General features: G+C 48.7%; 10 protein-coding genes. 4 read left to right on the top strand and 6 right to left on the bottom strand.

Going from position 1 to position 15,915, the window contains the following annotated elements; all coding sequences use genetic code 11:
- The first annotated feature begins 29 nt into the window (after positions 1–29).
- Both purB and B5P39_RS11425 read left to right on the top strand, forming a co-directional pair.
- Positions 30–1,400 (top strand): adenylosuccinate lyase, encoded by a 1,371-nt coding sequence (gene purB, locus B5P39_RS11430; RefSeq protein ID WP_088211600.1) that lies wholly within the window; start codon positions 30–32, stop codon positions 1,398–1,400.
- Positions 1,401–1,522: 122 nt separating this feature from the next.
- Complete coding sequence (locus B5P39_RS11425; RefSeq protein ID WP_088211599.1) at positions 1,523–2,662, top strand: ribosomal protein uL16 3-hydroxylase; 1,140 nt, start codon at positions 1,523–1,525, stop codon at positions 2,660–2,662.
- A 97-nt stretch (positions 2,663–2,759) separates the two neighbouring features.
- Here B5P39_RS11425 and B5P39_RS11420 read toward each other — a convergent pair whose 3' ends face one another.
- Entirely contained in the window at positions 2,760–3,218 is a 459-nt protein-coding gene (locus tag B5P39_RS11420) for a DUF4826 family protein (RefSeq protein ID WP_088211598.1), read from the bottom strand.
- Between the two features lie 279 nt (positions 3,219–3,497).
- Between B5P39_RS11420 and B5P39_RS11415 the strand changes: the two genes are divergently transcribed.
- Both B5P39_RS11415 and B5P39_RS11410 read left to right on the top strand, forming a co-directional pair.
- Positions 3,498–4,532, top strand: coding sequence for a Glu/Leu/Phe/Val dehydrogenase dimerization domain-containing protein (locus B5P39_RS11415; protein WP_088211597.1), 1,035 nt, complete (start codon positions 3,498–3,500; stop codon positions 4,530–4,532).
- Between the two features lie 190 nt (positions 4,533–4,722).
- A complete protein-coding gene (locus B5P39_RS11410) occupies positions 4,723–5,070 on the top strand; it encodes a hypothetical protein (RefSeq protein ID WP_088211596.1) in 348 nt (115 codons plus the stop codon).
- 77 nt (positions 5,071–5,147) lie between these two features.
- Here B5P39_RS11410 and B5P39_RS11405 read toward each other — a convergent pair whose 3' ends face one another.
- The 5 genes from B5P39_RS11405 to ppsA form a co-directional block, all read right to left on the bottom strand.
- Entirely contained in the window at positions 5,148–8,933 is a 3,786-nt protein-coding gene (locus B5P39_RS11405; protein ID WP_088211595.1) for a S8 family serine peptidase, read from the bottom strand.
- Between the two features lie 289 nt (positions 8,934–9,222).
- On the bottom strand, positions 9,223–9,654 hold the full coding sequence (locus tag B5P39_RS11400) for a MarR family winged helix-turn-helix transcriptional regulator (RefSeq protein WP_088211594.1): 432 nt from the start codon (positions 9,652–9,654) through the stop codon (positions 9,223–9,225).
- 138 nt (positions 9,655–9,792) lie between these two features.
- Positions 9,793–10,284, bottom strand: a complete 492-nt coding sequence (locus B5P39_RS11395) for a DUF1285 domain-containing protein (protein ID WP_088211593.1) — start codon at positions 10,282–10,284, stop codon at positions 9,793–9,795.
- Between the two features lie 87 nt (positions 10,285–10,371).
- Positions 10,372–13,413: a D-2-hydroxyglutarate dehydrogenase YdiJ gene (ydiJ, locus tag B5P39_RS11390; RefSeq protein WP_088211592.1), complete on the bottom strand. Its 3,042-nt coding sequence runs from the start codon at positions 13,411–13,413 to the stop codon at positions 10,372–10,374.
- Positions 13,414–13,512: 99 nt separating this feature from the next.
- The gene (gene ppsA, locus B5P39_RS11385) at positions 13,513–15,882 is read right to left on the bottom strand and encodes a phosphoenolpyruvate synthase (protein ID WP_088211591.1); all 2,370 of its coding nucleotides are present in this window, start codon (positions 15,880–15,882) and stop codon (positions 13,513–13,515) included.
- Positions 15,883–15,915 lie beyond the last annotated feature (33 nt).

Raw genomic sequence — 15,915 nt, 5'->3', positions numbered from 1 at the left:
TAAAATAAGTTTTCATCAAGGAGCTTCACATGGATCTTTCCGCACTAACTGCTATCTCTCCGGTAGACGGCCGTTACGGTAGTAAAACAGCGTCATTGCGAGGGATTTTCAGCGAGTTCGGTCTTACTAAGTACCGTGTTCAAGTTGAAATCAACTGGTTAAAATTACTCGCCGATTGCCCAGAAATCACCGAAGTGCCGCCACTGAGCGAGTCTGCTATCGCAGTATTAGATGCAATTAAAAACAATTTCAGCGAGCAAGATGCGCTACGCGTGAAAGCCATTGAAAGCACCACCAACCACGACGTAAAAGCGGTTGAATACTTCATCAAAGAAAAAATCGCAGACAACGCCGAACTCGCCGCTGTGGGCGAATTTGTTCACTTCGCCTGTACCTCAGAAGACATCAACAACCTAAGCCACGGCTTAATGTTGACCGAAGCCCGTGAGCAAGTGGTTCTGCCATACTGCAATGAACTGCTCAGCGCCATCAAAAAACTGGCCGTTGAATACCGCTCAGTGCCATTGATGTCACGCACTCACGGTCAACCCGCTTCGCCTTCGACTTTAGGTAAAGAAATGGCCAACGTTGCGGTGCGTTTAGAGCGTCAAATCAAGCAGATCGCAGCTGTTGAAGTCATGGGTAAAATTAACGGCGCCGTGGGTAACTACAACGCTCACTTATCTGCTTACCCAGAAGTGAACTGGCATGCACTGTCAGAGCGTTTTGTTACCAGCTTAGGCCTACACTGGAACGCTTACACCACACAAATCGAGCCACACGATTACATCGCTGAACTGTTTGATGCCATCGCACGTTTCAACACTATCCTGATTGACTTCGACCGTGACGTTTGGGGTTACATAGCCCTTGGCCACTTCAAGCAACGTACCGTTGCCGGTGAAATTGGTTCATCCACCATGCCACACAAAGTCAACCCAATCGACTTTGAAAACTCTGAGGGTAACCTCGGGATTGCTAACGCACTGATGCAACATTTAGCGTCTAAGCTGCCAGTATCAAGATGGCAACGTGACCTGACCGACTCAACCGTACTGCGTAACTTAGGTGTGGGTATTGCCCACTCGCTGATCGCCTACCAAGCCACCTTAAAAGGCATCAGCAAGTTACAAGTTAACGAAGATCATTTACGTGCCGAACTCGACCAAAACTGGGAAGTCTTAGCCGAGCCAGTACAAACCGTTATGCGTCGCTATGGTATTGAAAAGCCATACGAGAAGTTAAAAGAACTGACTCGCGGTAAGCGTATCGATGCCCTGCAATTAGCGGTATTCATCGACGGTTTAGCCCTGCCTGAAGACGTGAAAGCAGAGCTGAAGAAGATGACGCCAGCCAACTACATTGGCCGTGCTGAAGCCTTCGTCGACGAGCTTAACTAATATTTTTAGCTCAGCGGAGTTTGCTAAGTCGCAATAGCAAACATGCGCGAGCTGATATTGTTTATCAGCCACAAATAAGGATTAAGGCGGTTACATTCGTTGTAGTCGCCTTTTTTGACACTATGTATACACTCAATCTCGATATCGCCCAATTCCTCAAGGAACACTGGCAACAAAAACCTGTAGTCATCAAGGGTGCTTTCCCTGACTTTGAAGATCCGATCAGCGCCGATGAGCTTGCAGGCCTTGCCTGTGAAGAAGAAATCACCTCGCGCATCGTGGTCACTCAAAAAGACAACTGGGAAGTGATCCAAGGTCCGTTCGAGGATTACGACAATTACGGCGAAACCCACTGGCAATTACTGGTGCAAGCCGTAAACCATTGGTATCCGGACTCTCAGCCATTAGTGGAAGCGTTTCGTTTTCTGCCCGACTGGCGATTCGATGATTTGATGGTGTCCTTCGCGACCCCGAGTGGCGGTGTCGGTCCACACGTTGATAACTACGATGTGTTTATCATCCAAGGTGAAGGCGAGCGTCGCTGGACTGTGGGCGCTAATACGCCGCAACAACGCCGTGGCGGCAACCTGAACTCGCCACTGGTGGAAGACTTCGAGCCAATCATCGACGTGGTATTAGAAAAAGGCGACGTGCTATATATTCCGCCTGGCTACCCACACTGCGGTGAAACCTTAACCTTAGCCTTAAGCTATTCAATTGGTTACCGCGCGCCGAGCCAACAAGAGCTCGCCAGTGAAGTTGCCGATTACTTGCTCGACAATAACTTAGGTCAGCAGCGTTTCACCTCGGCGACTGAGCCTGCGAATCCTGGCGTGATCAGTCAAGATCATCAGCTCGGGATCATGTCACTGTTAAGTCAACTCGCCCAAGATCCAACAAGCTACCAAGTGGTGCTAGGTAAACTGTTGAGTCAAAACCGTTTTGAACTGGATATCTGCGAGGGTGAAGAAGCCTATAACGCAGACGATCTCCAGGATGCGTTCGAGCAAGGCGCTGGCGTTAATCGCATCGGCGGCTTAAAAGTGCTGCGTTTAGAAAACGACACTCAATCTCGCTTATTCATCAATGGCGAAATTTATGAGCTGCCCAATACGCCAGAAGCCGTGTTAATCCAGTTAAGCGATCATGTCAGCTTTGATAGCGACAGCGCCATGGCACTGTGTAAGCATGCTGAAGTGCAAGAACTACTGCTTAAGCTAATCAATCAAGGCTTATATTATTTAAGTGACGATGAAGCTTAAGCCTTAGCGCACTATTGCGTGAGGTCGACAGATTAGCGTCACCCAAAACAATAAAGGCACTCAACTGAGTGCCTTTAGTTTTTACGCTAACACTAGATTAAGCATTAGTATTCCAAAGCTTTTCATCATTGTGCATACGATACAAGCTCTCAGCACGTGATACTAATAACTGCGTAAATTTTGCCTGCGTCGCATCACGTTGAACCGCACCTGAGCGGATCAGGTTTTCGGCCTGCATCTGCCACATCATAGAGAAGTGACGAAGCGCATCGCGCGCCGTTTTCGCGACTTTGACGTCGACAAAATCCGACGGTAAGTCGCCAGACATCACCCAATAGGTTTTGGCCGAAGGACGCTTAGATTCCATTTTCCAAATCGCTAAATAAGGCGCCAGATAACGGCTTTCGTCGGCTAACACTTTGCTTGGGATCACCCCTTTTTCCGCTAAAAAACGGTTCGCTTTTTGGAATTGAGTTCTGACCCACTCTTGGCGCAGTTTCTCCATTTCTTCTGGAGAGATTGTTGGTTGAGCCTGGTCGACAGCTTGTTCAGTCATACTTCCGTCCTATCTTATTGTTATTACGCGGCTCTCATTCTTGGGACAGCACACGAATCGTTCTAATGTCTGAGATTATCCCAGTAAAAACTGGTTTCACACTAAAAACCTTACGTTTACGTAAAGTGGAAAGCTAGATTGCCACAAATAATCTATTTATTCGGTCATTATGCATGGTTGAGAGTATCGCTAAATGCTATGGTTCTGCAATAAATATAACGAGCTGTCGATGGGAAGTGATTCCATCGACGTTTTATTGTGTATAGCGGAGAACTTCACGTGGCTGTATTTAATCATGTATCCTTTGATGAACATGAACAGGTCGTATTCTGTCATGATAAAGAGAGTGGCTTAAAAGCCATCGTTGCCATCCATAACACCAACTTAGGTACTGCTGTGGGTGGCTGTCGGATGTGGAACTACCAATCCGACGATGAAGCCCTGACAGACGTATTACGCCTCTCCCGCGGTATGACGTACAAAAACGCCCTCGCAGGTTTGACTATGGGTGGTGGTAAGTCAGTGATTATTGCCGATCCTAAGCGCCCGGATCGCGAAGCCCTCTTCCGTGCTTTTGGCCGTTTTATCAATAGCCTGGGTGGACGTTACTATTCTGCTGAAGACGTAGGTACCACAACAGCGGATATCATGATCGCTCATCAAGAAACTCCATACATGGCGGGTCTTGAAGGCAAGAGCGGCGATCCATCCCCCTTTACCGCATTAGGCACCTATTTAGGGATCAAAGCTGCCGTTAAACACAAACTCGGTTTAGACAGCTTAAAAGGCCTTAAGATTGCCGTTCAAGGTGTGGGCCATGTGGGTTATTACCTGTGTAAACATCTGCATGAAGAAGGTGCAGAACTTATCGTCACCGACATTCACCAAGCTTCACTCGATAAAGTGGCTACCGACTTTGGCGCCATCGTCGTTGCCCCACAGGATATCTATGCCCAAGACGTTGATGTCTATGCGCCATGTGCATTAGGTGCCACCTTAAACGATGTGACCTTGCCACAGCTTAAAGCTAAGATTGTTGCCGGTTGCGCCAACAACCAATTAGCCGAAGTTCGCCATGGCGAGCAGTTAAAAGAAATGGGCATTCTGTATGCACCAGACTATGTGATTAACGCTGGCGGTATCATCAACGTGTCATTTGAAAAAGACTATGACGCAGCGAAATCAGAAACTAAGGTCAGAGAAATCTACAATACATTGCTGAAGATTTTCACTAAAGCCGACGCTGAAAACCGCACCACTGCGGCGGTTGCAGACGAAATGGCCCGTGCCATTTATCAAGCAGCAAAAGCCTAATCATGCTATAGGCGGACAACGACGGTTGTCCGCCTATCTCTTCCCTCCCCCTGCATATTCATCTAAAAATAAATTCCTCTTAATACCAATCAGATACCAAAATGCCACGTAAAATTCACTTTTCTGTAGTGGAAAAGCCTATGTGCCTCTGCTTGAATTAATCACTCGTCTGTCAGTGAAGGGATTGCATATGGTCAGTTTTAAGTACGAGTTAAATCAGGACTCGGTTGAGCTACAGGCCAGTGATTGGTTTGGAATTGAACGTGTGTTCGTGAATGGGCAGATGGTATCGCGCAAGTTTAACTTTGGCCCGAACAGCGTGCATAAAATTCAGCTCAATGATGGCCATCAATGCAGTTTCAAGCTGTTTATCGATCCCCAAACCGATGAGCTGACTTGCCGAATTTATAAACACAATCAACTTATTACCAGCTTAAAACAAGGTAAAAACAGCCTTATTCAAGGCCAACGCCTGCTGCAACAGGGGCTACTGCTGGGTTCCAGTTTAGTGCTGCTCGCCGTGCTCTTCCCTTTTTAAGCCGATGTTAAAAATTCAGTAATAAAAAACCGCTATTGCCTAAACAATAGCGGTGTTATCCAAACTACTGTGACGTATTACTTCAGCATATAAACCCGCATCATAGTCTGCTGCGCAGTGCTACTGCCATCGTTCATTTGTACACGTAAATGCACAAAATTACCCGCGGCAGCATCGTTAGGAATGGTCGCAACCCACTGACCATCGACCATTTTGACTTCTGCCGTTTTCCATGCACTTTCAGCAAATTTACTCGCAACGGGGCAGTAAATCGATACAGAGACTGCTGCCAGTGAACACTCTTGGCCATAACCGTACTCTAAGCTGACATCAGCCAAGTCAACTTGACCTATGCCATCCATCACACCCGCAAGCTTGACGGTAACCGCTTCACCCGCAGCTACAGTGTTATCAAGCGCGACTGGAATATCGATTTTAGGTACCAATACCGCCTGAACACCTTGCTTACTCGAATCCGTGCTGAAGTGATAAATCCCTTGGTAGAAAGAGCCTAAGTTATCTTTAATCGGCGAACTGCTACCGACACCTCGGGCGTAGGAGCGAATTTCGAGCTCTACTTGAGCATTCGAGTCAGGAAGCGTCAACAGCCCACTGTCGAGATAAGTGTTCTGACCATTCACTTTCAGTCCATAGAGAGACTGTGAATTGTAGCCACCTGTGCCATCATGCCCTGCCGCATCACCGAATCGCACGATGCTTAAATCGATAGTGTTTGTATCGCGATAGGCAATCGCGCCACCATTAGTGAGCAAACTCCCCGCCTTAGGTCCTTTAAGCCAAGAGGTGCTCTCAACAGTGCCTTCGGCCATCATACGTGGACCATCGAAGTAAGCGCCTTCGGCCGTCATCGCAGAGCCGGGCATAACGATGTTGGTCCACATATTTTTACTGGTTGCCGTGTAGTATTCGTCACGGACAATCGGTGTCATCACCATTTGGGTGCTGCCCGTGGAATAGAACTCGCCCGTACTATTGGTCATCCCCATCACATCCACAAACACAGGACGTTCATCATTTTGAGAATGATAGGCCGCGCTGATCTTCTGCATCTTGTGCTCTTGCAGCACCACTTGCCCACCATCGATTCGACCATCGGTGATATGGTTAATGGAATAAGCATAGGGTGTACGCTCTGCGGCAATCCCTGACCAACTCACCAGATTGTTGCCCGCTTCAACCTGCGCCAATAGGGCTTCACCTTGCTCTGAACTGATCCCTACAGCAGGAATGCGCGGCGTGCCACCAATCGTACCCTTGTAACGGCCCTTAAGACCCGGACGATAGAAGATCACCCCAATCGCACCATTTTTCAGGGCATTGTTCACCATGGTGGAGGTCAAATAATAGGGATTACCTATGAGTGCAATGCGTCCCTTAAGATCGAACTGAGTCCAATCCGTGCTGTAACCGCCATCGCCCACAAATACTACTTCTGCACTGCCTTGGCCATTGAAGGACATTGCCAAACCTTGCTTGTTATACTCCAGCACTTCCCCATTTTGCATCGTCAGCACAGCTTCGGGAGCAATAGCACGAGTCGTCACGAAGGAGCGGAATCTGTCATCGTGCCCCTGTGACCAAGTGTACATATCCTTCACATAGTCAGGTGCAAAGTCCATCGCCGCTAATTTTGCTAGCTTGTTATCATCCAATGCGTAGGTAAATCCAAAGGAGAAACCTTGCGTCGCTAACGGCTTACTGGCTTTAAACTGCAGTTTTTCAGCATTACGGGCATCAAACTCAAGGTGGGTATCTTGGCTTAACTTACGATTAAGTACCGCCATTTGTGTCGCCGATTCCACTAAACCATTTGAAGTAAAATCATTGTCGTAGGTCATAACATTAGCGACGATTGAATAGTTACCCTCAGGCACTTTCACGCTCGCTTGGCCGTTGGTTAAGCTTACGGCTTGTCCCCAATCATCTTCCTCATTCATCAAATACACTTTTGATGGCGAGGTGGCTGGATGACCACGCATATCGGTCACACTTAAGCTTAAGTTTACCTGTGGCGGCTCAATCCAAAATGACACAGGTACAGTGACCCGTTCATCGGATTTACCCGTTGTTGTACCTTCGATGCGCCCAGTGATAGTGCCATAGGCGCCACTACGCAGTGCCACACTCGAGTCTATCCACACCGGGATCTCAGCACTCCCCTTAGCAGGGACGGTAATACTGTTAAGGCTTAATCCCGCTAGTGTGGCTGGCATACGGGTTTTACCATCTTCACCTATCAAGCTCATTTTCAGCTTAAGATTGATGTCCTTGTCGGATAAGTTGCGCAAACTAATGGTTTTTTCTGTAACGCCAATATCCTGATCATAGGCAAAGGAGCCAAGCTCCATATTGGGCGGCGCGATAATGCTTTGAGCGATTGCGCGATTCACATCCATAGGCCCAGCTCCCTGCTCAAGCACGTGTGAATCGTTCGGTAATACCGAAGAGGTCAACACTTCTTTCACTTGCCGCGGACTCAATTCGGGTCTGGCTTGCATCACAATCGCCGCACCGCCTGACACATGGGGCGCCGACATGGAGGTACCCGACAGAGCGCGATAGGCCGTCGAGCCAAATCCCCCAGAAGCTGCCGACACGACATCCACACCTTGGGAGGCGATATCGGGTTTTGCAGAATGACCATCAGGAGAGGGTCCACGGGATGAGAAAGATGCAGTGTGATTATCGCGGTCAACGGCTCCCACAGTTAACGCACTCGGGGCACATCCTGGGATCCCCACCGTCTCGCGGGTAAAACTATTGCCCGCCGACACCACAAACAAGGCTTTGTCACTCAAGGCTTCGACCATATCGACAAGCGGCCCAGTACAGCTAGTGCCACTACCACCTAAAGACATGCTGACCACATCGGCGCCTTGAGCCACGGCCCACTGCATACCACTCAAGATCCCACTAGTAGAGCCTGAGCCCGCATTTGTCAGTACCTTGCCCACCAGCAACTTGGCTCCTGGCGCCATGCCCGCCCAACGACCATTAGATTCGACACCTGTGCCCGCAATAGTAGCCGCAGTATGAGTGCCGTGGCCATTGAGATCGTCTATCCCATTACTGGAATAGGTAAAATCTTTGCTGACAAGCACTTGCTCCGCTAAATCGTGATGATCAAGATCATAACCAGTATCAAGTACTGCAACAGTGACACCTTGACCATTGAAGTGCTTGGCTAAATTGCCATAGGCACCAGTTAACGGCACGGTTGGGGTTAAGTTTACCAAGGCATTCACGCCATTCGGCGTCTCTTTATCGGCATGCACCACGGCATCTAGCCATACAGATTTCACCGAAGCATCCGTGCCGAGGGTTTCCCATACCTTGGCCGCTTTCGACTTACTCACACCAAAGGCGGCGCTGTCAATAAGCTCGATTTCATCGGTTAATGTCGCCCCTTCAATAGGATTAGGTACCGCAGAGCCCGCCAGCGTGCCATCTTGGTATTCGATAATCACGGGCAGCTTATCGGTGGAAGCATCGTCATAGCCCGCTGCATGTAATTTAGTGATGTTAAAGAGCTCTAAATCGACGGCTTTAGATGTCACCAGAGGTTGGGCTTTGGGGGTAATAAGATATTGGCCATTCGCATTTTGAAAAATACTGGTGATCACCTCGGCCCCATGTTCACCGAGCAAACGGATCCCGCCGAGTGAGCCATCAGCACGCACGACCGCTGTGACCACCTCACCCGTAATTAAGGTAAATTGCACCGCACCAGACTGTGCATCCACGAACGCGCTATCATCCGCCAGCGTGGCGTAACTGGTCGCGAGCCCCATCGCCATAAGACAGGTCGCAGCAATACGGCTGCGCTTAAAGAGTTGTTTCATTTCATGTTCCCTGAAAAATCACCTTGTAATTGCTCAGTCGACAAACCAATCTGAGCAATGTTTTTGTGTTGGAATGCAAGCTTCCAGTGCAACAAGATGGCGTCCAGTGAAACATTTTTGCAACAATACTCGGGTAGCAATTTGTACTGTTGGTTAAAACAAGAATGAGTAATAGGCCGGAGTATTAGTAACAAACCAATACGCCGAGAAAACAAACATTGTGATAGCCGTTTAATCGCCGTTAGCTAATGCGTGTAGACGGTTAAACCGCGTTGTCTAAGGGCAGAGCTTACAGCTCTGTGAGTGAAGGTAAGCGATTTATCTTATTGAGTAAGCGCATAAACTGCTGGCGCTCATCCTCACTGAGATTGGACAGGTATTTCTCATTGACGCGCTCGGCCTCACGGATCAAATCCTGCTCCAGCGCCTTGGCCTCATCGGTGAGGAAAATCTGGAATGCTCGGCGGTTATCGAGCTCTTGGTGACGGGTGATCAATCCTTGAACCTGCAACTGATCGAGCAGACGGGTCATGGTATAGTTGGCCACATCGCAACGCTTAGACAGCTCGGTCTGAGTGATCCCCTCCTCCTGCCAAAGCGCAAACAACACCGGCCACAACTTTATGTCGAGCTGATAGCGTTTCAGCTGTATATCGAGCTCATTTTGCAGCTCAATATTCAAGTGGGAAACAAGATAGCCTAAGCTTTCATAGCGGTTCAAACAGCACCTCCGAAAACACCATTTAGACCCATCAACACAGACAACAAGCAAAAGGATATTCGCCGAAGTCAGTTTTAATACTACCACTTAACCTGTAATAAACTAGTCAGCTTGCCTAAGTAATTGCAATCAAAATCTTTATGCATCCGCCCCTTGGTCGTCGGATAAATTGAATTCATTCACAAAATTATAGTAACAGGCGCGGCTTAATTTTCCCCATAGACCGCGCTCTAGGGGCAGATAAATCCCAAAGTCGGTAAGCTTTAGTCGTTTGAGATCGGCAATCTGATGTTCAGTCCCGATACTGCTTTTGAGCATCAAACTAGGTGCTATGTCATTCTTCACATAATCGACAATCACCAATGGCGCATCTTCCACCTCAACTCGCACCTTCTCGACTGGCGTGATCAGAAAATGCTCGCCATCGATGCCATGTAAAATACTGGCAAATAACTTGGCAAACTTGGTCGGTAATGGGCTGTTTTGATATAACCAGTCACCGGAAAGCTGAATACGAAATAGCGCAACTTCACTACACAGCGCCGTTGGTGGTATGACAACATCATCCGGCGTTGGCTTGCTGGTGAATTCCTGTAGCGTGTCGATAACATTGTCCGTGTGTTTTTCCATAGCGTCCCTCAATAAAAAAACCAGCCTGAAGACTGGTTTAGTGTGGCATTGCCTTAGGGATTATCCAATCCCTAAGGCAAAATTGCGTTAAGCCTTAACAAGCTCCAATAAAGCCTCTAATGGATGTTTTGGCTTATACCCAGCGAAACGTTTCACTTGGCTGCGACATGAATAGCCCGAGACTAACACCTGCGACGCGTCTATCTTGCTTAAAGTGTCTTTCCACGACATATCAAACAAGGTCTTAGAGCGCTCAAGATTATCAGCTTCATGGCCGTAGGTACCCGCCATACCGCAACAGCCCAGATTGACCGCCGTTAATTTAGCCCCAAAGTGAGTGAAGATTTTGCTCCACTCATTGGCGGTATTCGGCTTAGCCGTAGACTCAGTGCAATGGCTAAACCACATAAATTGTTTATCTTGCATGGCCTTAGCTGGAATATCCTGCAGTATGCTAAGGAGCCATTCGTTAGCCAGTTTCACCTCAAACGCGCCGCGATTCGCCCCTAAGATTTCTTTATACTCATCGCGATAACAGAGCACTAAGGCGGGATCGATACCCACCATAGGCATGCCCAACTTATGCACTTGGTTTAAGAAATCCGCGCTCGACTGCGCCGTTTTGGCAAATTTATCCAAGAAGCCCTTGATATGAGTAGGTTTACCATTGGGTTTAAAGGGTAATAAAACGGGCTTTAATCCTAATGTTTCAATCAGTTGGATAAAACGATACACCAGGCCTGCATCGTAGAAACTATTAAAAGGATCTTGCACCACTAACACAAATTTTGCCCGCTCATCGGCGGGGATGGCCTGTAATGCCGCCAGATCATAACCGCGACTCGCATGACCATCGAGCCGTTGTTTTAATGTCGGCACCGACAGTGCTGGCGCATCGACATAGCCGATAGCTTTTTTGATCACCCATTGGCTGAGCGGATTCTGCGAGGCAAAATTGGTCAGCCTTGGCGCCGCCGCCATAATAGGCAAACTGTCCTCGATGCCCGCCACCAGATAATCTTTAGCCGGACGCAGGTAACGTTGATAATAAATATTAAAGAACTGCGCCCTAAATTTAGGTACATCCACTTTCACCGGACATTGGCTCGAGCAAGCTTTACAGGCCAAACATCCCTTCAGAGATTCCATCACTTCGTGGGAATAATCATAATCGCGCTTCGCATTGAGGGTATTTTGCATCCGCTGCAAAATGCCTAAGGGTTTAGCTCTGGCCAGCGCATTGACATCGACGCCTTCAGATTCGAGCAAACGCAGCCACTCACGCATTAAGCCCGCGCGACCTTTAGGCGACTGAACTCTGTCTCCCGTCACTTTAAATGACGGACACATAGGTGAGAAACTGCTGTAGTTAAAGCACAGGCCATTACCGTTACAGTTCATCACATCGGGATAGGCATCGCGCACTTCGACCGGAATTTGCCGGTCAAACTTGCCGCGCTTGGTACTGTCAACATCAAAACACAGACCACCCGCTTGCTTGGGTGCCACTAACTTGCCAGGGTTGAGCCTATTATCAGGGTCAAATAGGCCTTTAATGTCTTGCAGTACACAATAAAGCTCATCACCAAACACCGATGGACCATATTCGCCGCGCACGCCCTTACCGTGCTCGCCCCACATCAGGCCGCCATATTTGAGTGTCAGTGCTGCGACTTGATCTGAAATCACCCTCAGCAGTTTTTCATCTTCGACATCACACATATCCAGCGCAGGCCGCACGTGCAACACGCCCGCATCCACATGGCCAAACATGCCGTATTGCAAATTGTGACTATCGAGTAGCGCACGGAACTCCATAATATAATCGGCCAGCATTTCGGGCGGCACCGCAGTATCTTCGGCAAACGCAATGGGTTTGCGACGTCCCTTGGTAGCACCGAGTAGGCCCACGGCTTTTTTACGCATGCCGTAGATTTTCTCAATACTGGCCTTATCTTGAGTGACTTGATAACCCACCACACCACACTCACCACGGCTGATCTGTTCGGTCAGCACGGCTTCGAGTGCCGCAAGCTTTTCGCTCACCTCAGCGGCGTCGCCCGCAAACTCCACCATATTGAGGCCATCGATCACTTTACCAGGCACTTCTTGAATAAGGTCAGAAACCGAATGCCAGACAATGTCCTCGCGGGCAAGGTTAAGCACTTTTGAGTCCACGGTTTCGACCACAGTGGCCCGCGCCGCCACTAAGGATGGCGCATGGCGCAGTGCAGACTGGAAGGAATCGTACTTAATGTTCACCATCGCCCGCTCACTCGGCAGTGGCGTAATGTTGAGTTTCGCTTCGGTGATCACCGCCAGCGTGCCTTCAGACCCCGTTAAAATGCGCGAGAGATCGAACTGGGTTAAGCCGTTGTTCCAGACATTCTTTAAGTCATATCCGGTTAAGAAACGATTGAGCTTAGGGAATTGTTGTTCGATCAGCGCACGCTTTTCGCGGCACACTTTGGCAATCGCCGAAATCAGTTTTTGCCCGAGCGGATTATCGCTCACGTTATCGGGGTTACATAACAGACCCGCGTCGAGGGGACGCGTGTCGAACACGCTGCCATCAATCAATATGCTGCGTAGCGCCAGCACATGATCTGAGGTTTTACCGTAAACTAAGGAGCCCGCGCCCGAGGCATCGGTATTAATCATACCGCCGATGGTGGCACGGTTTGAGGTTGACAGATCGGGACTGAAGAAATAACCGTGGGGACGCAGCGCATCGTTTAGCGCATCTTTGACTACACCCGCCTCGACGCGTACCCAACCCTGCTCATGGTTCACTTCCAATACGCGATTCATGTAGCGAGATACATCGAGGATCAAGCCGTGGGTCAGCGATTGGCCATTGGTTCCCGTACCGCCGCCTCTGGCACTAAAAGTCACACCCACAAATTCTGCTTTTGCCGCCAGCGACAAGGCAATTTGAATATCTTTTTGATGCTTAGGATAAAGCACCGCCTGCGGCAAAAATTGGTATACGGAGTTATCCGTGGCCTGCACGAGGCGCGCGCTGTAGCGCTTATCGATATCACCGGCGTAGCCACTTTGCGCTAAGGCATCAAGATAGGCCAGATAGACAGGTTCTAACGTTTGTTGGTGTGATAACAGAGGTAACATGAGCGGCTTCAGTCAATTATTGTTATGCGGCCCATTATAAACAAAAAAAAGCCGCTAAAAAGCGGCTTTTTTAACACCTTTATAAAATTACAACCGAGATCAACCGTGCGCTTCGGCTAAATATAACCAAGTATCAATCACTGTATCAGGGTTTAACGATACGGTATCGATGCCTTGTTCAACTAACCAAGCCGCGAAATCGGCGTGATCTGAAGGTCCTTGACCACAGATACCGATGTAAGCGCCCTTCGCCTTAGCCGCTTTAATAGCCATAGACAGCAGGATCTTAACGGCTTCATTACGCTCATCGAACAGGTGGCTGATGATGCCTGAGTCACGGTCAAGACCGAGTGATAGCTGAGTTAAGTCGTTTGAGCCGATAGAGAAACCATCGAAGTGCTCAAGGAATTGGTCCGCTAACAGCGCGTTTGACGGTACTTCACACATCATGATGACGCGTAGACCATCTTTACCACGCTCTAAGCCCTGCTCTTTCAGCAGTTCAATCACTTGCTCGGCTTCTTTCACGGTACGGACGAATGGGATCATCACTTCAACGTTCTTCAGACCCATCTCGTTACGCACGCGCTTAATCGCTTCACATTCTAACGCGAAACAATCGCGGAATGATTCGGAAATATAACGGCTTGCACCACGGAAGCCCAACATTGGGTTTTCTTCCTCTGGCTCGTAACGATCACCACCTACTAAGTTCGCGTATTCGTTAGACTTGAAGTCAGACATACGCACGATCACTTTCTTCGGATAGAAAGCTGAACCGATTGAGGCGATACCTTCGACTAAGCGGGCAATGTAGAACTCAACTGGAGAGTCGTAACCTGCGATCATCTCGTTGATTTCTTCCTGCAGCGCAGCGTCTTGTTGATTGAATTCAAGCAGCGCTTTCGGGTGAATACCGATCATGCGGTTGATAATGAATTCTAAACGCGCTAGACCCACACCTTCGTTTGGTAAACGAGCGAAGTCGAAGGCGCGATCTGGGTTACCCACGTTCATCATGATTTTCATCGGTAATGGAGGCAGAGCGTCAACGCGGTTAGACACCACTTCGAACTCTTGCTTACCTTCGTAGATGTAACCTGTGTCACCTTCGGCACAAGAAACAGTCACTAACTGACCATTCTTGATACGGTCGGTCACGTCACCACAACCTACTACCGCAGGTACGCCTAATTCACGGGCAATAATCGCCGCGTGACAGGTACGGCCGCCACGGTTAGTCACGATGGCGCTGGCGCGCTTCATGATAGGTTCCCAATCTGGGTCAGTCATGTCGGTCACTAACACATCGCCAGGTTGGATTTGATCCATGTCAGCGATAGAGGTTAATACCTTAGCCACACCAGAACCCACTTTATGACCGATAGCGCGACCTTCAGAGATCACCGCACCACGGCTCTTTAAGTGGTAACGTTCAATTAATTGTACGTCTTCACGGCTACGAACCGTTTCTGGACGCGCTTGAACGATATAAAGTTTGCCATCGTTACCGTCTTTTGCCCACTCGATGTCCATTGGACGACCGTAGTGTTTTTCGATAACCATAGCTTGTTTAGCCAATTCCATCACTTCGGCATCGTTGATGGAGAATTGACGACGTTTTTCAGCAGCAACGTCTTCAATTTTCACTTGTTTGCCGTGAGAAGCATCATCGGAATACACCATCTGGATGAGCTTGCTACCGATATTACGGCGAACAACGGCTTTATGGCCTTGAGTGAGGATGGGTTTGTGAACATAGAATTCGTCAGGGTTTACCGCACCTTGAACAACCATTTCACCCAGACCGAAAGAGGAAGTGATAAACACTACATCGTTGTTGCCTGATTCAGTGTCCATGGTGAACATTACACCTGATGCCGCTTTGTCTGAACGAACCATGCGTTGTACGCCGGCAGACAGGGCAACACCGTGATGCTCATAACCTTGGTGAACACGGTATGAAATTGCACGGTCGTTAAAGAGTGACGCGAACACGTGCTTAATCGCCACGAGTACTGAGTCAAATCCTTTCACGTTTAAGAAGGTTTCTTGCTGACCAGCAAAAGAAGCATCTGGCATGTCTTCTGCGGTAGCAGAAGAACGCACCGCGAATGATGCATCGCTCGTTTCAGCGGCAAGTTTGTCGTAAGCTTCACGAATCGCTTGCTCTAGAGCTGGTTGGAACGGGGTATCGATAACCCATTGTCTGATCTGTGCACCTACTTGTGCCAGTGCATTGACATCATCTACATCCAATGTTGCTAGGATGTCATAAATCTTCTGGTTTACTCCACTTTGTTCAAGGAACTCATTGAACGCATAAGAAGTAGTCGCAAATCCGCCAGGTACTTGAACACCGGCATTAGCTAGATTGCTGATCATCTCGCCAAGAGAAGCATTTTTACCGCCAACCAAGTTGACGTCACCCATGCCTAATTCCTGATACCAGAGTACGTATTGCTGCACAGTTCTATCTCCGCAAGTTTATTTCAGTGGCCC

The organism is Shewanella sp. Shew256 (assembly GCF_002196695.1).
GTDB classification, from domain to species: Bacteria; Pseudomonadota; Gammaproteobacteria; order Enterobacterales; family Shewanellaceae; genus Shewanella; species Shewanella mangrovisoli.
Note: the sequence above shows the minus strand (reverse complement) of the source record. Positions and strands in the feature narration are given on the sequence as shown.